Below are 19,075 nucleotides of genomic sequence, written 5' to 3' on the forward strand. Positions count from 1 at the left end.
ACGCGCGGTCCCGCTTTGCGCGGGGCAACGGGACGGATAGGCTCGCGGGAAAAGGGAGGAAATTTCAATGCTCAAACGGATCGCAGGCGGGATCGCCATCCTGATCGTGCTCGGCGCGGTGCTGTTCTTCACCTTCGCCCCCGGCATCGTCGAAAAGGCGCAGAACGGTTACGTCGCCCATGCCCCCTATGCCATTTCGCCCGAGGCGCAAAGGCTCCACGATCGCCTCGTGATCGGCGACTGGCATGCCGACAGCCTGATGTGGAAACGCGACCTTCTGGAGCGGGGCGATCGTGGCCATGTCGATTTCCCGCGCCTTCAGGAGGGCAATGTGGCGATCCAGGTCTTCACCACCGTGACGAAAAGCCCCGCCGGGCAGAATTACGCGGAAAACTCCGCCGAGACGCGCGACAACATCACCGCCCTCGCCATCGGCCAACTCTGGCCGGTGAAGAGCTGGTTCGACCTGACCGAGCGCGGCCTCTACATGGCGGACCGGCTCACACGCTATGCCGAGGAGGCGCCGGAGGTGGTCCGGGTGATCCGCACGAAATCCGATCTCGATGCGCTTCTCGCGGCGCGCGCGGAGGGGGCGCGGACCATCGGCGCGCTCCTCGGCTCCGAGGGCGGGCATATCCTCGAGGGCGACATCGCCAATCTCGACCGGATCTTCGACGCGGGCTTCCGCCTCATGGGGCTCACCCATTTCTTCGACAATGCCCTCGGCGGCTCGCTCCATGGCGAGGGCGGCGCGGGGCTCACCGACTTCGGGCGGCAGGTGGTCGCGGAGATGGTCGAGAGGCACATGATAATCGACCTTGCGCATGCCTCGCCGCAGATGGCGCACGACGTGGTCGCGATGACCGATGTGCCCGTCATCCTGTCCCATACCGGCATCCGGTCGCATTGCGAGGCGCACCGGAATTTCGAGGACGATCTGATGCGGGAAATCGCCGGGACCGGCGGCGTGATCGGGGTCGGCTACTGGGAGGACGTCACCTGCGATGCGACGCCGGCGGGCATCGCCCGTACCATCGTCGCGGCCGTCGACCTCGTGGGAGTCGATCACGTCTCCCTCGGGTCCGATTACGACGGCTCGGTCGAGGTCCACATGGACAGCTCCGAATTGGCCGCGCTCACGCAGGCGCTGATCGACGAGGGGCTGAGCGACGACGACATCGCCGCGGTCATGGGCGGCAACATGGTCCGCGTGCTGTCCGAACTTCTGCCGGAGTGACGCCGGCCGCCACGCAAACAGGGCGCCCGATCAGGGGCGCCCTTCCAGATTTACCTCCCGAGGGCCGTTCCGCATCCGGCCATCCCGTCAGATGTCTGCTCTTTGAGCGAGGGGGCACATGCTCCTCCGTCTCGCTTCATCCAGAGCGCGTCGCCACAACCGGCGGCACCTGGCGGGTCGCTCCGTCTCCGTTGACCGTTCCTCCCTCCACGGGGCGCGGTCGCGGGATCGCGGGCGGCTCCTCCGCGTCGGATCGGCAGGCTTTTCGGGATCGTCTTCCCCGGAACCTCCTTTCCTCGCCGTTCCAACATATCAAAATTTAGTCCGATTCGGACCTATTTTCCTTGATCTGCCTCAAGCACCCTGTCGATCATCGCCTGCGTGCCCTGCGCTTCCTCGAGCGTCCAGGGATAGGCCGCACCTTCGGTCGCGCTGCGCACGAAGGCCTCGACCTGAAGAACGTATTGACGCACCGTCGGAAATTCCTTGCGCCGGATGCGGCCCGAGGCCGCGCGCAGCTCCATCGCGGCCAGCCCGTAGACGCCGGCGTTGAAGGGCGTGCGCAGGGTGATGACACCGCGCTCACCGTGGAACCGCGCCTGCTGATAGGGCGCCATCCGCATCGAGACATAGCCGTGATAGGCAAAGGAGGGGAAGCGCGCGGTCACTTCGGCGGTCACGTCCACGTCATTGGCATAGACGATCCGGGTGGAGGTGATCTCCTCCGGCTCCTCGCCCGTCGCGAACCGGGCGCAGCCGAAGGCATAGACGCCGATGTCGCCCAGCACCCCGCCGCCGAGCGCGGCCTTGTTGCGGATGTTGTCCGGGTCGGGATTGTTGAAGGAGAAGGCCACGTCGACATGCAGGAGCCGCCCGATCTCGCCCGCGGCGATCAGGGCACGGGCGCGCTGCCATTGCGGATGATGCACGATCATGAAGGCCTCGGCACAGAGCAGCCCGGTCTCGTCGCGTTTCGCGATCAGCCGGTCGATGTCCGCCGCCCTCATCGCGATCGGCTTCTCGCAGAGCACATGCTTGCCCGCCTCGAGCGCCCTGAGGCTCCAGTCCACATGCATGTGATTGGGCAGCGGGATGTAGACCGCGTCGATATCGGGCCGGGCGAGCAGCGCGTCATATCCCGGCTCGATCTCGAGCCGCGGGGCAAAGGCCAGAAACGGCGCGGCCTTTTCCGGCGCGGTGGTGGCGAGCGCGACGAGTTCCGCCCCTTCTGCCTCATGGATCGCCCGCGCCATGTGCTCGCGCGCGAAATTCGCGGCGCCCAGAATGCCGAAGCGTAGCGGTTGCGTCATCTCTGCCTCCTGTCCCTGTCCGTCCGGCGGAGCATGACAAGTCCCGGCGCAAAGAAAAAGGGGTGCGCTGCACCCCTTTCATCCGTCCGGTTTCATCCCTCCGCCTGAGTGCGGGTCACACCTCTTCGAGCATGCCGGCCTCGGCCGCGAGGTCCTGCATCCGCTTTTGCAGCTTCTCGAAGGCGCGCACCTCGATCTGGCGGATGCGTTCGCGCGACACCTGATACTGGCTCGACAATTCCTCGAGCGTCACCGGCTGATCCTTCAGACGGCGTTGCAGCAGGATGTCCTTCTCGCGGTCGTTGAGCACGTCCATCGCCTGCACCAGCAGCTCGCGGCGGCTTTCGAGCTCATCGCGCGCCTCGTATTCGGCGGCCTGGTTGGCATTCTCGTCCTCGAGCCAGTCCTGCCACTGGGCCGATCCTTCCTCGTCATTGCCGACGGTGGCGTTGAGCGAGGCGTCGGAGCCGGACATGCGCCGGTTCATCGACACGACCTCATCCTCCGTCACGCCGAGGTCATGGGCGATCTGCTTCACGTTGTCGGGATGCAGGTCGCCTTCCTCCAGCGCGCCGATGCGGGCCTTCGCCTTGCGCAGGTTGAAGAACAGCTTCTTCTGTGCCGAGGTGGTGCCGAGTTTCACGAGGCTCCACGAACGCAGGATATATTCCTGGATGCTCGCCCGGATCCACCACATCGCATAGGTCGCGAGGCGGAATCCCTTTTCCGGGTCGAATCGCTTCACCGCCTGCATCAGCCCCACATTGGCTTCGGAAATCACCTCCGCCTGAGGCAGGCCGTAGCCGCGATAGCCCATGGCGATCTTCGCCGCCAGGCGCAGGTGCGAGGTGACGAGCTTGTGCGCGGCGGAGGCGTCCTCATGGTCGACCCAGCGTTTCGCGAGCATGTATTCCTCTTCCGGTTCCAGCATCGGGAATTTCCGGATTTCCTGAAGATACCGGTTCAGCCCCTGTTCGGGGGACGGAGCCGGCAGATTTGCATAGTTGCTCATGTCCTTCACTCTCCCACATGTACGGCCCGTCCTGTTGCAGCGGCGCTCTCTCTTCCGGATGTAACGGGTGTTAACATCCATTTGGGACCGCTAACAGGCGATTTCAAGGGCCGCGACACGCGTTTTCCTATCGTCAAGTCTTGAACGAAGAATGAACGAAACCCTGTCGTCGTTCCACGCGGTTTCGTTCCCCTCACGGCAATGTGCCGGTTGTTTCAACATCCATATCACGCACACATGGTGCGGTAAAATCAAACTTATGTGCGCGTGGGAACATGCCCCTGCGCATCACCGAAGACGATCGAGCAGGTCCTGCATATCCGCAGGAAGCGGCGCCTCGAAGCGCATCCGGTCCCCCGTCACCGGATGGACAAAGCCGAGGACGGCCGCGTGCAGCGCCTGGCGGGGAAAGGCCGCCACCGCTGCCCGCACCTCTTCGGACAGGGCCTTCTGGCTGAGCTTGCGCCGGCCGCCATAGGTCTGGTCGCCCACGAGGCCATGGCCGGCATGGGCCATGTGCACGCGGATCTGGTGGGTGCGGCCGGTCTCGAGCCAGCATTCCACGAGCGCAAGCTGCGGCGGATGGCCGAAAAGCTCGAGCACCCGCGTGCGCGTCACCGCATGCCGCCCCTCGGTGAAGGAGACGGCCTGCCGCTGCCGGTCCGTCTTGTGGCGTCCGAGGAAGGTCTGGATCCTCAGGATGTTGGAGCCCTCGAACCCGACGCCCTTCACGCCCCGCAGGCGCGGATCCATCGCGTCGGGACCGCCGTAGACGAGCGCGAGATAGCGGCGCTCGACCGTGTGCCTTTCGAACTGTTTCGCCAGCCCCTGATGCGCCTGATCGCTTTTCGCGACCACAAGGAGGCCGGAGGTATCCTTGTCGATCCGGTGCACGATGCCCGGCCGCCGCTCGCCGCCGATCCCCGACAGGCTGCCGCCGCAATGCGCCATCAGCGCGTTGACGAGCGTTCCCGTCGGCGCGCCCGGCGCCGGGTGGACGACCATGCCCACGGGCTTGTCCACCACGATGAGATCGTCGTCCTCATGGACCACGTCGAGCGGGATCTCCTCCGGCCGGAGCGCCGTCTCGACCGCCTCCTCCACCGCGATCTCGATCCGGTCGCCTTCGGCCACCCTGGCGCTCTGATCCATGACCACCGCGCCGTTCACCGCGACCGCACCCTCCGCCAGCAGCTTTGCGAGACGCGAGCGCGAGAGCGTGGCTTCTTCTGGCACATCGCGGGCGATCGCCTTATCAAGACGTTTGGGCGGGTCTTCCGCGATGGTGAAGGACAGGGTGGTTTTGGGCATGAGCGATCCGAAGGCGAACGAGGCGGGCGAAATGGACCCGAGAGACGCGGCGCGGCTGACGCTCCTGCGCCGGCTCGTCACCGGGCTCCTGGTGGTGATGATTGCCGGGTTTCTAGTGCTGATCGGACTGCTTGTCACCCGTTTCCCGTCCCTCGGCTCCCCCGTCTCCTTCGATCTTCCCGACCGCCTCGACCTGCCCGAGGGCGTGAGGCCCGAGGCCTTCACCCGCGGCGCCGACTGGATCGCCGTCGTCGCCGGGCGGGAAATCCTGATCTTCGATCCCGAGACCGGCGCGCTGCGCCAGCGGATCGGCATCGAATAGCCGGGATCCCATCACATCCGCCGTGAGGCCGGAACGACTTGCCCGGCCGCCTGTTATGTCCCCGAAGGCACGGGATGGACCCGCGCCAGGACCGAAAGACGTGATGGAGGACATAATGCCGAAGATCACCGAGGCGAAGATTCTCATTCTCGCCACCAACGGCTTCGAACAGGCCGAACTCGAAGTGCCCCGCGACAAGCTGCGCGAGGCGGGGGCGACCGTCGATGTCGCCTCGCTCGACGGGCAGAAGATCAAGGGCTGGGACAAGACGGACTGGGGCCAGGAGGTCGACGTCGACAAGGCGCTCGACGATGTGCGTGTCACCGATTACGACGCGCTCGTGCTGCCCGGCGGCCAGATCAACCCCGACCTGCTGCGCGTGGAGCCGGAGGCGATCGCCCTCATCAAGGAGTTCAACAACGCCGGGAAGGTGATTGCCGCGATCTGCCACGCGCCCTGGCTGCTGATCGAGGCCGGGCTCGTGTCCGGGCGCGAGGTGACGTCCTACAAGTCGATCTCGACCGATGTGCAGAACGCCGGCGGCAACTGGAAGGATGTGGAGGTCGTGTCCGACAACGGCATCGTCACCAGCCGCAATCCCGGCGACCTCGAGGCGTTCTGCAAGAAGATCGTCGAGGAGGTGCAGGAAGGCCGCCACGACCGGAAGGCCGCGTAAGCCAGCCCCCGATCCGGATCAAAGGAAAACGCCCCGCAGATCGCGGGGCGTTTTTTTTGCGCGCCCTCCTCCCGAAGGCGCGCGACCGGTCATGCCGCCCGGCGTTCCATGCCGGCGGCGCGACCGGGGTCGCGCAGGTCCGACAGGACGAAGGCGAGGAATATGGCCGGCGAGGCGACCAGAAGTCCGTACACGAGGCCGATGATGAAAAGCTGCATTCTGTGTCCTCCCTGAGGAAGACTGTAGCGCGGCATCGCCCATCTTGCTACATTTTGTCGCACCCTTCTGCGACACATGGTCCCGCCCCACCCCGCTGCCGGACGAACACCAGACGGAAATTCAATGAAAATTCCGGAACATGCAACGCCGCTCCGAAGCTCCGGGACCGGCGGGAGGTCGTGTCAGGGGACGCTCGGACCGCGCGTGCGACGATGGCCACGGACGGTCACGGCGGAACCGCATGAGACGGGCACGGGGAAAGGGGGGGAGGTGGTACCGCCTCCCCGGCTTGAACGGGGGACCTCTGGATCCACAATCCAGCGCTCTAACCAACTGAGCTAAGGCGGCACTGGCCGCGGATTTACTGCCCCCGGCCGGTGAATGCAAGAGGCAGATCGCGAAAAGCGGCGGAAAAACCCGCGCCCCTTGCGCCGGCTGCCCTTCTCGGCGTATGCCCCTTCGCGATCATGACGGAGACCAGTCCCATGGGCATCAATTCGGAAAAAGACATCGAAGCCAATCTGCAAATCGGCCCGACCACGCTCGGGATGGTGCGGATCTTCATCGAGGCCGGCGGGGTCGAGATCCCGATGGATTTCGAACCCGAAGAGGCCGAGGAAATCGCCGAGGAGATCCTCGCCGCCGCAAAACAGGCCCGCAAGGCCAGGTAGGGCTCAGCCCTCGCCGCCGAACAGCGCCGCCACGCCCGGATCGCGCCAGGCCTGAAGGCGGCTCGCGGCATGGCGGGCGAATTTCATGTGCATGACCTTGCGCCGCGCCGGCGCGAGCTTGTCCTCCTCCGGGATGCGGAGAATTTCGGCACCATAGCTGTCGGCAAGGATGAGACCCGTCTCCTCGGGCAGGAGCTCCAGCGGAAAGGCCTGATCCACCGCCCAGAAATAGCGGTCGCAGAAGCCGAGATAGTTCTGCCACTTGCCGTCGGCCATGAAATCCGCCCGGCTCGACTTGCATTCGACGATCCAGATCTCTCCCTTCGGGCCGAGCGCCATCACGTCGACGCGCAGCCCGCGCGCCGGCACGAGTTCCTCGACGCAGACGAAGTCGAGCTCCCGCAGATGACGGCAGACGCCGCGGGCAAGCAACTGGCCGGGCTGCGCGGTGGCGTGAAAGGGATCGGGAGTCGGGGACATGGCGACAAGGTGAACAAAACGGAAACGAAGTTCAAGAGTTTGTTTCGCCCTGCCCCCTTGTCCGCGGGCCGCCAGCATATTATCTCCGGTCTCAGGCGGGATCTGCTCTTCTCGTACACACGGGCGCACGTCTCCGGAGGCCTTACGCAACCGAATGGGAGCTGGCTCTGTCCGGGCCCTGGTCCGGTTACCCGGCGCCCACCTGATTTATCAGGCATCGGGAGCAACGCGTCGCTACGGATGCTGTGGTCCCCCGCCGCCTTACCCATGATCGAAAAAGCGCGCCCCTGTCTCCGGGGGCGCGCTTTTCATATCGGCCTATGGGTGCAGCGGGTGCAGCCGGGCGGTCAGCGGCGCTCGCCCTGCTCCACCCGGACCGGCTCCAGAAGACCCACGGGCAGATCGTCGCGCTTGCCGCCGGTATCGCCCCCCTCGGCCTCGGCCATGCGCATGACCGTGATCCCGAACTGCACGCCGGAAAACACGATCCCGTTGGCGAACCAGAGGATAAGAACGGCGAGCCAGCCGATGTCGGAATGGCTCACGAGATGCCACATGTTCACCACGTTGAAATACAGAAGCCCCGCCACGAAGGCGGCGGCGACTCCGAATCCGATGAACACCTGGGTGATGTAGAGTTTGACGAGTTTCGGCATGGCAGCGCACCGGTTGCGGGAAACATGTCTCGAAGATAGCATGTTTCCGGCCGGTTTCCAGCGGCGCCGCCTCCGCAACGGCCCCCGGCCCCTGCGTCAGAATGCCTCCGGCCGGGCCTCCCGCGCCATGTGATCGAGCACGGCATTGACGAATTTCGGCTCGCGCCCCTCGGGATAGAACGCCTTCGCCACATCCACGAATTCGCTGATCACGACTTTCGGCGGCGTGCGGTCGGAAACGAGCTCGGCCCCGGCGGCACGGAACAGCGCGCGCAGGGTCGAATCGATCCGCGCGATCGGCCATTTCGCCACCAGGGCACGGTTCGTCATCTGGTCGATCTTTGCCTGGTCGTTCACCGCGATCTCGGTGATCTCGTGGAACAGGTCGCTGTCCCCGTCGATGAACTCGCCCTCCTCCTCGGTCACCAGACCGAAGAAATGGTCGTAGAACTGGCGGCGCACCTTGTCGACCGTCATGTCGGCGGCTTCCATCTGATAGAGCGCCTGCACGGCATAGAGCCGGGCGGCGGATCGCATCTCGCGCTTGGAGGGCGGTTTCAGATGGGCGTTGCCGCCGGCGTCTTCATCAGTCATGCTTTGTCGCGTCCTTCGGGCGTCCCCGCGAGGCGGATCGCGTCGGAATGGAATCCCACGTTCTTCTCCGGGTTCGCCCATTTGCGCGAAAGCGCGACGAGATGCAAGGCCGCAGCGGCCGCGCCGCCGCCCTTGTTCTGTCCCTTCGCCTCGGCGCGCACGACAGCCTGCTCGCGGTTCTCCACGGTCAGGATCCCATTGCCGATGCACAGCCCCTGGAGCCCCATGAGCGCGAGCGCGCGCGAGCTGTCGTTGCACACGGTCTCGTAATGGGTGGTTTCGCCCCGGATGACGCAGCCCAGCGCCACGTACCCGTCGAAATTCGACATCTTGTCCGCGATGGAAATCGCCGTCGGCACCTCGAGCGCGCCCGGAACCTCGACGAGATCCCAGGTGCCGCCGACCGCCTCCACCGTCGCCTTCGCCCCCGCGACGAGCTCGTCGGCGATATCCTTGTAATAGGGCGCGACGACGATCAGGAGCTTCACCGGCCGGTCGAAGTCCGGCAGGGCGAGCGTGTAATGCTGTTCATTGGCGGCCATGTCAGGCTCCCTTGATCTTGCGCGTGTCGAAAATGTTGAGCCCGTAGGCCTCCAGCCCCACGATCTTCGGCTGCGGATGATCGGTGAGCAGGATCAACTCGTGCAGGCCGAGCACCGCGAGGATCTGCGCCCCGAGCCCGTATTGCCGCAGGGTATGGGGCACTTCGCTGCCCTCGTCGAGCAGCTTCATCTCCGTGTCGCGCAGCAGCACGATCACGCCGCGACCCTCTTCGGCGATGAGTTCCATCGCGCCCTCGATCTCGCGCGAGGTGCGGCCAATGCCCAGCACGTCCTCGAGCGGGTTGATCGCGTGCATCCGCACGAGCACCGGCTCGGGCGTCGCCACGTTGCCCTTCGTCAGCACGATATGCTCGGCCCCCTTCAGCACGTCGGTGAAGACCTGCATGTGCCAGTCGCCGCCGAAGGCCGAGGTCACGTCGCGCTCGGCGGTCCTGACCACGAGGTTGTCGTGGCGGCGGCGATAGGCGATCAGGTCGGAGATCGTGCCGATCTTCAGCCCGTGCTTCTGCGCGAAGGCCACGAGATCGGGAAGGCGCGACATGGTGCCGTCCTCGTTCATGATCTCGCAGATCACCGAGGAGGGCAGAAGCCCCGCGAGCCGCGCCACGTCGACCCCGGCCTCGGTATGCCCCGCCCGCACCAGCACCCCGCCCTCGCGGGCGCGCAGCGGGAAGATATGGCCGGGCGTCGCGATGTCGGCCCCGGTCTTGCTGGGGTCGATCGCCACGGCGACGGTGCGCGCGCGATCATGGGCGGAAATGCCGGTGGACACGCCCTCCCGCGCCTCGATCGAGACGGTGAAGGCGGTTTCGTGACGCGAGGAATTGTTCGACGCCATCAGCGGCAGGCCGAGCGCGTCGATCCGCTCGCCGGTGAGCGTCAGGCAGATGAGCCCGCGCCCGTGGGTCGCCATGAAGTTGATCGCCTCCGGCGTGGCCATCTGCGCCGGAATGACGAGATCGCCCTCGTTCTCGCGGTCCTCGTGATCGACGAGGATGAACATCCGCCCGTTGCGGGCATCCTCGATGATCTCCTCGATGGGGGAGATCGCGGCTTCGTAGCTGTCGTTCGTCTCAGTCATGGTCGTCTCGGCGGGCCTCATGTCCATCTTCCGCCCTCCGATACAGCTTTGCTTGCGGGAAAGCCAGCCACTTGGACGCACAGCGCACACGCGCCGATGCGCGCTCAGAGGCCGAAAAATCCCTCCGCCGTCAGCGCGCCGGCGAGCTTTCCGACCTCGCACCATTCCCGTTCGAACGGGGCGTCCGCGACCAGCACGATGCCGTCGCGCGGCAACTCCCGCCCCAGCAGCCCGGCGAGCGCCGCGCGCTGGTCGGGCCAGGAAGCGAAAGGCCGCGGCGCGCGCCCGGCCCGGTCGATCCCCGCGAGTGCGGCAATCTCCCCCGGCGCGAGCGGATGATGCACCGCCGCCACCCGCGCCGCGCCGAGCGCGGCGAGCCGGTCGGCGCAGGCCGCCGGCATCCGGTCGCCCGCGCGCACGATCCGCAGCGCGTTCGTGGAGAACAGGAAGCCGATGACGTCGCGCCCCGTGGAGGCGCGGATCGAGGCATAGGAGCGGTAGGGCAGGCCGAGCTCCGCGGCGCGGCGCACGCGCATGCGGATCACCTCGACGGACAGCGTCTCCCCCATCAGCCCGTGCCGCGCCTTCTTCCACAGGAAGCGCCGGTAGCTCACCCCGGCATCGAGCGCGGGGCCGCCGTTGTGGCCGATCCCGCTCATGCCTGCCATTCCTGAAGCCGCGCCACATAGCGCGCGAGCGTGTCGATCTCGAGATTGACCGCGTCGCCCACCTTCGCACCGCCCCAGGTCGTGACCTCCTGCGTGTGCGGGATGACGTTGACCCCGAAGCTGCGGCCCTCGACCTCGTTCACCGTGAGCGAGGTGCCGTTGAGTGCCACGGAGCCCTTCGGCGCGATGAATTTCGCAAGCGCCTCCGGCACGTCGAAGGTCATCCGGGTGCTGTCGCCCTCGTCCTGCATCGCGGTGATCCGCGCCACCCCGTCGACATGGCCGGAGACGATATGCCCGCCGAGTTCGTCCCCGAGCTTCAGCGCGCGCTCGAGGTTGATCCGGGTGCCGACCTCCCAGCCGCCGATGCCCGATTTCGAGACGGTCTCCGCCGAAATCTCCACGTCGAACCAGTTGCGCGGCTCCCGCCCCAGCGCGACCACCGTCAGGCAGACGCCGTCGCAGGCGATGGACGCGCCGATCTCGATCGTCGCGACGTCATAGGTGCAGCCGATCCGCGCCCGCAGATCGCCGCGCTTCTCAAGCTCCAGCACCTCGCCGATATCGGTCACGATCCCCGTAAACATCCCGCCTCCGCCTTGGCTCCGTTCGTCCGTGATCCCAGTGGTAGCCCCGGCGTGCCGCGGCTGCAAGCGGCGCGGCCCCGCCCGCCGCGAAGTTTTTCGCGCATCGCACCCGGTCCCGGAGCGGATACAACCGCGGCGCGACTGCGGAGCCGTGGCCACAAAACCGCCGGATTTTTCTCCTAGCCGAATATTCGCGAAGATTTTTTAACCATTTTACGCCAAGACATCCCCATGCAGACCGAAACCTCCGACACGACCCCCGGCAGGAAGGTGTTCCTGATGCTCCAGGGCCCGCACGGGCCGTTCTTCTGGAGCCTCGGACGCATGCTGCGCCGGACCGGGTCGGAGGTGTGGCGCGTCGGCTTCAACGCCGGCGACCGCGCCTTCTGGTTCTCCCCCGGCAGCTTCCTGCCCTATACCGGGCAGGCGGAGGACTGGCCGGACCGGTTCGAGGCGCTCGTGCGCGAGAAGGGCGTGACCGACATCGTGCTCTACGGCGATACCCGGCCCGTCCATGCGCTCGCCACCGACCGGGCCCGCGCGCTCGGCCTGACCGTGCACGTCTTCGAGGAAGGATATATCCGCCCCTACTGGGTCACATATGAACGCGACGGCTCGAACGGCAATTCGATGCTGATGCACCTGAGCGTGCAGGACATGCGCACCGCTCTCGAGAAGATCGACCTCGACCCCATCGAACCGCCTCCGCAATGGGGCGAGATGCGCCAGCACATCTTCTACGGCGCGCTCTATCACTGGTTCGTCATGTTCCGCAATGGTGCCTTCCGGCATTACAAGGGCCATCGCGAGCTGCCCGTCTCAAAGGAATTCCTGCTGTATTTCAAGCGACTGGTGCTCATGCCGCGGCACCACCTGTCGCGCGAATGGCATACGCGCCGGATCCTCGCGAGCGGCTTTCCCTTTCATATCGCCCTGCTCCAGCTCGAACACGACACGAGCTTTCAGGTGCATTCGCCCTATACGACGATGCCCGAATTCATCGCCGACGTGATCGCGGGTTTCGCAAGCGGCGCCCCCGCCCACCACCATCTCGTGTTCAAGGCGCATCCTCTCGAGAACGACCGGCGCAACCTCACCCAGGAGGTGCGCCGCATCGCCGCCGAACACGGCGTCCCCGACCGGGTGCATTACGTGCGCGGCGGAAAGCTGAAACGGCTGCTGCACATGGCGCGCTCGGCCGTGACCGTCAACTCCACCGCGGGCCAGCAGGTGCTCGCCCTCGGCCTCCCGCTCAAGGTCTTCGGACGCGCGGTCTACGACAAGCCGGAATTCGTGTCCCACCAGCCGCTCGACGAATTCTTCTCCCGGCCGGTCCGCCCGGACCGGCGCGCCTATCGCGACTACCGGCAATTCCTTCTTGAAAGCTCGCAGATCCCCGGCGGGTTCTATTCGAAACGCGGGCGGCGGCAGCTCATGCGCGTCGTGGTCGACCTGATGCTCGCGCCGGAGGCGCCGGACACCGCACTTCTGCACGGCACCGCCCAGCCGCGCCAGCCCCTGCGCCTCAGGCGATGAAGAGGCCCCGACGGCCCCGTGCCGGACGAAACCCGGAGGAAATGAGGCGAAATCCGGGCGGGACAGCCGCGAAATTCCGCCTCCCCTCCCACCATATCCTGCGGGCGAACGGGCCGCGACCACAGCCCCTGCTCCCGGCGCGTCCTTGCGGCAACACCGCCCGCCACCCTGCGCCGGCCATTCACAGTTTCGTGGATTTTTGACTCGCGTGCCGATAATCTTCTGATTAGACCCAATAAAAAATCTACCGGGGCAGAGGAGAGCAATCCGTGGCATTTCTGACATCGCGTACCACCCGCGCCGTCGCGCTCGTGGCCGTGCTGGCGAGCCTGTCCGCCTGCGGCCTGCCCCGCTCCGGTCCGAACAAGCGCGAGGTCTTCTCCGGTTCGGTCCTCAACGAGGGCGACGCCTTCGTCATCTCGGTCAACGACCGCGTCAACACCGCAACCGCGATCAACAGCGAACTCGGCTTCTCCTCCACCTTCCTCAACGCGGGCCTCGTGGGCTCCGACACGATCAGCCCCGGCGACGTCCTGTCGCTCACGATCTGGGAAAACGTCGACGACGGCCTGCTGGCCGGCCAGGGCGCGAATGCGACCGCCCTCTCCGAGGTCCAGGTCGACGGGGACGGCTTCATCTTCGTGCCCTATGCCGGCCGGATCAAGGCGGCGGGCAACAGCCCCGAGGCCATACGCCGCATCATCACCGAAAAGCTCGACGCCCAGACGCCCGACCCGCAGGTCATGGTCACCCGCGCCGCCGGGAACGGCGCGACCGTCACCGTCAGCGGCAAGATCGGCGCCCAGGGCGTCTATCCGATCGAACGCCCGACCCGGCGCCTCACCGCGATGCTTGCCGCCGCCGGCGGTCCCTCGGTCGAGCCCGAGGTCGCGCAGGTCAAGGTGATGCGCGGCGGACGGATCGGCACGATCTGGTTCAACGATCTCTACAGCAATCCGAAATTCGACATTCCGTTGCGGGACGGCGACCGGGTGCTGGTCGAGGCCGACCCGCGGTCCTACACCGCACTCGGGGCGACCGGGGCGCAGAGCGTGATCCCGTTCAAGACCCGCGACCTTTCCGCACTCGAGGCGATCGCGCAGGTCGGCGGGCTCCAGACCAATTCGGCGGATCCGAAGGGCGTCTTCGTCTTCCGCAACGAGCCCGAGCAGATCGCGAGGATCGTCCTCGGCCGCACGGATCTCATCGGACCGCAACGTGTGGTCTACGTGCTCGACCTGACCCAGCCGAACGGGCTGTTCCTCGCCCGCGATTTCCTCATCCGCGACGGCGACACGGTCTATGTGACCGAGGCACCGTTCGTCCAGTGGCAGAAAACGCTCAGCGCGATCACCGGAACCGCCGGCTCCGCGAACCAGATCAACAGTCTCGCCGGCCAATGACGCCGGCCGGCGCCCCCGCGCGCCGCGCGACATCCGCCGTCCCCGCCACCGCGCGGGGGCGGCTTTTCTCCGCGCCGCCGCTGCTGATCGAACGCGCGATGGCCGAGCCGGACCTCGGTGCCCTGCCCCGCCGCGGGCTGCACGAGGTGCTCGCAGCCGGGCCGCTCGACGACAGTGCGCAACTCGTCCGCGCCCGCGACGCGATGGACTGGTGGGCGGCGCTCCAGGCGGAGGGTCCGGATCCGGCGGAACACCGCAGTCCGCTCCCCGAATTTCCCTATGTGCTCGTCCTCGACGAAACGCGCCGCCGCCCCGACGCCCCCTCCGAGGAGGCAATGCGGGAAATGCTCGTCTTCGCCCAGACCGAGACGCTGAACGCCCGCGTCGCGGTCCTCGGCTGTGCGGACGGCTATTTCGGGACCGAGGACGATCCGCGCCTGACCCGCCTGCCGCCGGGCACCGCGCTCTATCCCGCGCTCGAACGCGCCACCGCGGTCTATACCCATGGCGCGGGCTACGGGTTCGATGCCATCCTCGCCGGTCACCGCCCCCGCGTCTTCGGCATGCCGTGGTATCACGGGCTCGGGCTGACCGGGGACGAGGTTCCCCCACCCGCGCCGCGGCCCGCCTTCACCCGCGCGCAACTCTTCGCCGCCGTCGCGCTCGAGGCGCTGGACTGGCAGGCAGGGGGGCGATCCTGCACGCTCGAAAGCCTTCTCGCCCGGCTCGAGGCACGGGCGCGGGCGCGGCGCGAGGACGCGGCGGGATATGTCGCCTCCGGGATCCTGCCGTGGAAACGCCGGTTCCTGCGGCGCTATATCGGCGCGGGCGGGCTCAGCTTCCGCGACGACGCGGAGGGGATCGCACGGGCCCGCGGGGCAGGACGCCGCCACCTCGCCTGGGGCGCCGCACAGCCAGAGGCCGATCTGCGGATCGAGGACGGCTTCCTGCGCTCGCGCGGGCTCGGCGCGGCGCTGGTGCGGCCGGTGTCTCTCGTCTTCGACGACCTCGGGATCTATTTCGACCCGACCCGGCCCTCCCGGCTCGAGGCGCTGATCGCCGCGCGCGCCGACCTGCCACAGCACGCCGCGCGGCGGATCGAGGCCCTGCTGTCGCGGCTCACCGCGCTCGACCTGTCGAAATACAATGTCGGCCGCGGCCTGCCGGAGCTTCCCCCCGGCCACCGGATCCTTGTCGCGGGCCAGGTGGAGGACGACGCCTCGATCCGGCTCGGCGCGGGGACGCCGGCAACCAACCGCGCGCTTCTCGACGCGGCGCGGCGGGCGCATCCGGGGGCTGTGATCGTCTACAAGCCGCATCCGGACGTGGAGGCCGGATTGCGCCGCGGCCACCTGCCCGATGCCGCGCGGATCGCCGATGTGGTGGCGCGGGATGCCGATCCGCTCGCCCTCATCGCGGCCTGCGACGAGCTGTGGACGATGACCTCACTGATCGGGTTCGAGGCGCTGCTGCGCGGACGGCCCGTCACCTGCACCGGCGCGCCCTTCTATGCCGGCTGGGGCCTGACGACCGATCTCGGCCCGGTGCCGGCGCGGCGGAGCCGGCGGGTGAGCCTCGCCGCGCTCGCCCATGCGACGCTGATCGACTACCCGCGCTATTTCCATCCCCGCAGCGGCGCGCCTCTGTCGCCCGAGGAGGCAATCGAACACTTGGCAGAGGCGCCGGACGGGCGCAGCCGGGCGGCGCAGGTCCTGCTCGCCCGGCTCAGGCAGCTACGGGCGCGGTGGCTCGGCCTCGCCGGATGAGGCGGAGCGCCAGAGGGTGAGCACATCCGGCCCGAGCCGTTCGATCCGCGCAAGGCTGTAGCGCGGCGCCTGCGCAAGCCGGTCGAGCCCGAGCGCGCCGAGCCCCGGCATCCCTTCCGCGCCGATCGCGAGCCCGGCAGTGAACAGCGCCACCCGGTCGGCCAGCCCCGCCCCGAGGAGCGACGCGGCAAGCGTCCCGCCCCCCTCGCAGAACACCCGCGTCAGCCCGCGCGCGCCGAGCGCCGCGAGGCTGGCGGCCGGGTCGAGCTGTCCGCAGATCACCGGCGCCTCGATCAGCTCCGCGCCGAGATCGCGCCACGCCTCCCGCAGGTCCGCCGCCACGCTGGGCCCGTGCAGGAGCCAGAGCGGCACCTCCCGCGCGCTGCGCGCGAGCTGTCCGTCGCGCGGCAGGTCGAGGCGGCGCGACATCACCACGCGCACCGGCTGATGCGCGATGCCAAGGCCGCGCACGGTGAGGCCCGGATCATCCGCCCGCGCGGTGCCCGCGCCGATGAGGACGGCATCGTGATCGGCGCGCATCGCATGCACACGCCGCCGTGCCTCCGGGCCGGTGATCCACTGGCTCTCCCCCGTCGCCGTCGCGATGCGCCCGTCCCAGGACAGGGCGAGCTTCAGCGTGAGCATCGGGCGCCCTTGCGTCACGCGGCGCAGGAAACCCTCCTGCGCTTCGCGGGCCTCCGCGGCGCAGATCCCGGTGTCCACGGCGATGCCGGCGGCGCGCAGCCGCGCGATGCCCTGCCCGTCGACGCGCGGATCCGGGTCGCCGAGGGCCACGACCACGCGCGCCACGCCCGCCGCCACCAGCGCATCCGCACAGGGGGGCGTCCTGCCGTGATGCGCGCAGGGTTCGAGCGTGACATAGGCGGTGGCGTCGCGTGCGGCCGCGCCGGCCTGCGCCAGCGCCATCGTCTCCGCATGGGGGCGTCCGCCCGGCTGGGTCCAGCCGCGCCCGACGATCCGCCCGTCCTGCACGATGACGCAGCCAACCGCCGGGTTGGGCCAGGTGCGCCCGAGGCCGCGCCGCGCCAGCGCCAGCGCGTGACGCATATGCGCCCGGTCGTCGTCCATCGCGGGTTACTCTTCGATCTTCGCGTCGGGGCGCAGCTCGCTCACGAACTTGTCGAAATCGTCGGCGGCCTGGAAATTCTTGTAGACGGAGGCAAAGCGCACATAGGCGACCGTGTCGATCCGCGCGAGGCTTTCCATCACGATCTCGCCGATGGTCTTGGAGGGGATGTCCGTCTCGCCCATGCTCTCGAGGCGGCGCACGATGCCGGAGATCATCTGGTCGAGGCGTTCCGGTTCGATGGGTCTTTTCTGCGCCGCGATGCGGATGGAGCGTTCGAGCTTGTCGCGGTCGAAATCCTCGCGCCGGCCGTTAGACTTCACGACAACGAGGTCGCGCAGCTGCACACGCTCATAGGTGGTGAAGCGCCCGCCACAAGCCGAACAGAAACGCCGCCGCCGGATCGCGACGTGATCCTCAGCCGGGCGGCTGTCTTTCACCTGGGTATCAACATTTCCGCAAAATGGACAACGCATTCTGGCGCCCCTCTATCCTTCTCTGCCTCTGCCCCCATGGGGTCTGCGCCCCATTTATCCACAGGTACTATAGGGTCTCGCCCAGAATTTGGGTAGATGAAATTTGCCAGCCTAGATGTAGTGGCCGCTCCTCTCAGCGCAGGAGGGCGACGACGCTGCGCCGGTGCGGCCGCGCCCGGTGTTCGAAAAGGTAAAGTCCTTGCCACGTTCCGAGCGTCATGCGGCCGCCGATGACGGGAATGGACAAGGTCGTCGGCAGCAAGGCCGCCTTGATATGTCCCGGCATGTCGTCCGGCCCTTCGTAGGTGTGGGTGAGGTAGGACATCGCGGGATCGGTGGACGGCGGCACCAGCCGGTGAAAGAACGCCTGGAGATCCGTCCGCACCTCGGGATCGGCGTTTTCCTGGATGAGGAGCGAGGCAGAACTGTGCTGGACCATCAGCGTCAGGCAGGCCTCCATCGGCCCCTCGCCTGCGACCCATCGCGCCACCTGTTCGGTGAATTCGTAGAGACCCGGCCCATGGGTGTCGATGTCGAAACTCGTGTGGCTCACCCTCAGGCTCCTTTCCGCGTCATGAATCCCTCTGCGCCGCGGCAGACCGCTACCCCGGCATAGGCATTGCAGACGGCGGCGAAGTCAAGATCCGGACCCTTCCGGTCTCATTTCGCGACACAGGTGACGGTCGGCCCCCGCTCCGCCGGATCGAGCGCGGCGCTTTGCACCGTCGCGTCGACGACAGGGCCGATGAACACCTGTTCGAGCGTCGCGATGCAACGCGACAGATCCTCCTGCGGGACTTCGATCACGATCGGTTCGGGGTGAAGATGATCCTCGGTGAGCGGAACGTAGGGCGAAGCGACGGCGGCCGCGGCGGCCAGTCCCGCCACGCCGAGCAGTCCAAAGGTCAAGGTCGTCGATCGCATCTTCAGGCCCTCCTGAGCATGTCCTACAGGAAGATAACACCCGATCGCGCAAGATGGTTTCATTCCATGGTTTCACTGTCGCGCCGTGGCGCGCGCCTTCTTCACTCCGCCGCGTCGAACGTGCGGCGCGCGGCTTCGATCTCCGGCATCCGGGCTTCGGCCCAGGCGACGAGCGCGCCGAGCGGATCGAGCATCGCCCGCCCGAGATCCGTCAGGGCATATTCCACGCTCGGCGGCTTGGTGTCGAAGACCCTGCGGCGGACGAGGCCGTCGCGCTCGAGCCCGCGCAGGGACTGGGTCAGCATCCGCTTGGAAATATCGGGCAGGGCCCGGCCCAGCACGTTGAACCGGCGCGGTCCGCGTTCGAGTTCGAGCAGGACGAGCACCGTCCATTTCGCCGCCACATGGTCGAGCACCTGCCGCACCGGGCAGTTCTCCGGATGGAATCCCCGCGCCTTCCACTCCTCGAGGCGGCTGGTCGGTATGTCACGCATGC

23 protein-coding genes and 1 tRNA gene are annotated in these 19,075 nt (G+C 67.4%); 7 read left to right on the forward strand and 17 right to left on the reverse strand.

Annotated features, from left to right (window positions below):
* Positions 1–67 precede the first annotated feature (67 nt).
* Positions 68–1,237 carry a dipeptidase gene (locus tag P73_RS16570; protein WP_043870434.1) on the forward strand — a complete coding sequence of 390 codons (1,170 nt, stop codon included), beginning with the start codon at positions 68–70 and terminating at the stop codon, positions 1,235–1,237.
* 335 nt (positions 1,238–1,572) lie between these two features.
* Here the strand turns inward: P73_RS16570 and P73_RS16575 are convergent, their stop codons facing one another.
* The 3 genes from P73_RS16575 to P73_RS16585 all read right to left on the reverse strand — a co-directional run bounded on the left by P73_RS16575 (position 1,573) and on the right by P73_RS16585 (position 4,870).
* On the reverse strand, positions 1,573–2,547 hold the full coding sequence (locus P73_RS16575; protein WP_043870435.1) for a Gfo/Idh/MocA family protein: 975 nt from the start codon (positions 2,545–2,547) through the stop codon (positions 1,573–1,575).
* 115 nt (positions 2,548–2,662) lie between these two features.
* Entirely contained in the window at positions 2,663–3,559 is an 897-nt protein-coding gene (rpoH, locus tag P73_RS16580; protein WP_043870436.1) for an RNA polymerase sigma factor RpoH, read from the reverse strand.
* Between the two features lie 288 nt (positions 3,560–3,847).
* A complete protein-coding gene (locus P73_RS16585) occupies positions 3,848–4,870 on the reverse strand; it encodes an RluA family pseudouridine synthase (protein WP_043870437.1) in 1,023 nt (340 codons plus the stop codon).
* Between P73_RS16585 and P73_RS16590 the strand changes: the two genes are divergently transcribed.
* Positions 4,869–5,192, forward strand: a complete 324-nt coding sequence (locus P73_RS16590) for a DUF6476 family protein (RefSeq protein ID WP_082033276.1) — start codon at positions 4,869–4,871, stop codon at positions 5,190–5,192. The genes P73_RS16585 and P73_RS16590 overlap by 2 nt on opposite strands.
* 115 nt (positions 5,193–5,307) lie before the next feature.
* On the forward strand, positions 5,308–5,868 hold the full coding sequence (locus tag P73_RS16595; protein ID WP_043871855.1) for a type 1 glutamine amidotransferase domain-containing protein: 561 nt from the start codon (positions 5,308–5,310) through the stop codon (positions 5,866–5,868).
* Between the two features lie 89 nt (positions 5,869–5,957).
* Here P73_RS16595 and P73_RS26685 read toward each other — a convergent pair whose 3' ends face one another.
* Complete coding sequence (locus P73_RS26685; protein WP_275451662.1) at positions 5,958–6,086, reverse strand: hypothetical protein; 129 nt, start codon at positions 6,084–6,086, stop codon at positions 5,958–5,960.
* Between the two features lie 272 nt (positions 6,087–6,358).
* Positions 6,359–6,435: transfer RNA gene (locus P73_RS16600), tRNA-His, on the reverse strand.
* Between the two features lie 137 nt (positions 6,436–6,572).
* On the opposite strand from P73_RS16600, the gene P73_RS16605 reads away from it, so the two are divergent.
* Entirely contained in the window at positions 6,573–6,758 is a 186-nt protein-coding gene (locus P73_RS16605; protein ID WP_043870438.1) for a DUF6324 family protein, read from the forward strand.
* A gap of 3 nt (positions 6,759–6,761) precedes the next feature.
* Here the strand turns inward: P73_RS16605 and P73_RS16610 are convergent, their stop codons facing one another.
* The 7 genes from P73_RS16610 to P73_RS16640 form a co-directional block, all read right to left on the reverse strand.
* Positions 6,762–7,238: an MmcB family DNA repair protein gene (locus P73_RS16610; protein WP_043871856.1), complete on the reverse strand. Its 477-nt coding sequence runs from the start codon at positions 7,236–7,238 to the stop codon at positions 6,762–6,764.
* A 347-nt stretch (positions 7,239–7,585) separates the two neighbouring features.
* Positions 7,586–7,894: a hypothetical protein gene (locus P73_RS16615; RefSeq protein WP_043870439.1), complete on the reverse strand. Its 309-nt coding sequence runs from the start codon at positions 7,892–7,894 to the stop codon at positions 7,586–7,588.
* A gap of 96 nt (positions 7,895–7,990) precedes the next feature.
* Positions 7,991–8,488, reverse strand: coding sequence for a transcription antitermination factor NusB (nusB, locus tag P73_RS16620; protein ID WP_043870440.1), 498 nt, complete (start codon positions 8,486–8,488; stop codon positions 7,991–7,993).
* On the reverse strand, positions 8,485–9,030 hold the full coding sequence (locus P73_RS16625) for a 6,7-dimethyl-8-ribityllumazine synthase (protein ID WP_043870441.1): 546 nt from the start codon (positions 9,028–9,030) through the stop codon (positions 8,485–8,487). The genes nusB and P73_RS16625 overlap by 4 nt, the downstream gene beginning before the upstream one ends.
* Position 9,031: 1 nt before the next feature.
* A complete protein-coding gene (ribB, locus tag P73_RS16630; RefSeq protein ID WP_043871857.1) occupies positions 9,032–10,132 on the reverse strand; it encodes a 3,4-dihydroxy-2-butanone-4-phosphate synthase in 1,101 nt (366 codons plus the stop codon).
* A gap of 104 nt (positions 10,133–10,236) precedes the next feature.
* Positions 10,237–10,791: a hypothetical protein gene (locus P73_RS16635; RefSeq protein WP_245629189.1), complete on the reverse strand. Its 555-nt coding sequence runs from the start codon at positions 10,789–10,791 to the stop codon at positions 10,237–10,239.
* Positions 10,788–11,387, reverse strand: coding sequence for a riboflavin synthase (locus P73_RS16640; protein WP_043870443.1), 600 nt, complete (start codon positions 11,385–11,387; stop codon positions 10,788–10,790). Before P73_RS16640 ends, P73_RS16635 begins: the two co-directional genes overlap by 4 nt.
* A gap of 231 nt (positions 11,388–11,618) precedes the next feature.
* Between P73_RS16640 and P73_RS16645 the strand changes: the two genes are divergently transcribed.
* From P73_RS16645 to P73_RS16655, 3 genes are all read left to right on the forward strand, one after another.
* Positions 11,619–12,923 carry a capsule biosynthesis protein gene (locus tag P73_RS16645; protein ID WP_043870444.1) on the forward strand — a complete coding sequence of 435 codons (1,305 nt, stop codon included), beginning with the start codon at positions 11,619–11,621 and terminating at the stop codon, positions 12,921–12,923.
* 269 nt (positions 12,924–13,192) lie between these two features.
* Positions 13,193–14,326 carry a polysaccharide biosynthesis/export family protein gene (locus P73_RS16650; protein ID WP_174446913.1) on the forward strand — a complete coding sequence of 378 codons (1,134 nt, stop codon included), beginning with the start codon at positions 13,193–13,195 and terminating at the stop codon, positions 14,324–14,326.
* Positions 14,323–16,092 carry a capsular polysaccharide export protein, LipB/KpsS family gene (locus P73_RS16655; RefSeq protein WP_052453360.1) on the forward strand — a complete coding sequence of 590 codons (1,770 nt, stop codon included), beginning with the start codon at positions 14,323–14,325 and terminating at the stop codon, positions 16,090–16,092. Before P73_RS16650 ends, P73_RS16655 begins: the two co-directional genes overlap by 4 nt.
* Here the strand turns inward: P73_RS16655 and ribD are convergent.
* The 5 genes from ribD to P73_RS16680 form a co-directional block, all read right to left on the reverse strand.
* Positions 16,060–17,181, reverse strand: coding sequence for a bifunctional diaminohydroxyphosphoribosylaminopyrimidine deaminase/5-amino-6-(5-phosphoribosylamino)uracil reductase RibD (gene ribD / locus P73_RS16660; protein ID WP_052453361.1), 1,122 nt, complete (start codon positions 17,179–17,181; stop codon positions 16,060–16,062). The two genes, P73_RS16655 and ribD, sit on opposite strands and share 33 nt — an antisense overlap.
* Before the next feature lie 6 nt (positions 17,182–17,187).
* Complete coding sequence (gene nrdR / locus P73_RS16665; RefSeq protein WP_043870445.1) at positions 17,188–17,655, reverse strand: transcriptional regulator NrdR; 468 nt, start codon at positions 17,653–17,655, stop codon at positions 17,188–17,190.
* Positions 17,656–17,788: 133 nt separating this feature from the next.
* Positions 17,789–18,208, reverse strand: coding sequence for a secondary thiamine-phosphate synthase enzyme YjbQ (locus P73_RS16670; RefSeq protein WP_043870446.1), 420 nt, complete (start codon positions 18,206–18,208; stop codon positions 17,789–17,791).
* Between the two features lie 107 nt (positions 18,209–18,315).
* Positions 18,316–18,579 (reverse strand): hypothetical protein, encoded by a 264-nt coding sequence (locus P73_RS16675; RefSeq protein WP_043870447.1) that lies wholly within the window; start codon positions 18,577–18,579, stop codon positions 18,316–18,318.
* Positions 18,580–18,680: 101 nt separating this feature from the next.
* On the reverse strand, positions 18,681–19,073 hold the full coding sequence (locus tag P73_RS16680) for a winged helix-turn-helix transcriptional regulator (RefSeq protein WP_043870448.1): 393 nt from the start codon (positions 19,071–19,073) through the stop codon (positions 18,681–18,683).
* Positions 19,074–19,075 lie beyond the last annotated feature (2 nt).

It is taken from the genome of Celeribacter indicus, assembly GCF_000819565.1.
Lineage (GTDB): Bacteria > Pseudomonadota > Alphaproteobacteria > Rhodobacterales > Rhodobacteraceae > Celeribacter > Celeribacter indicus.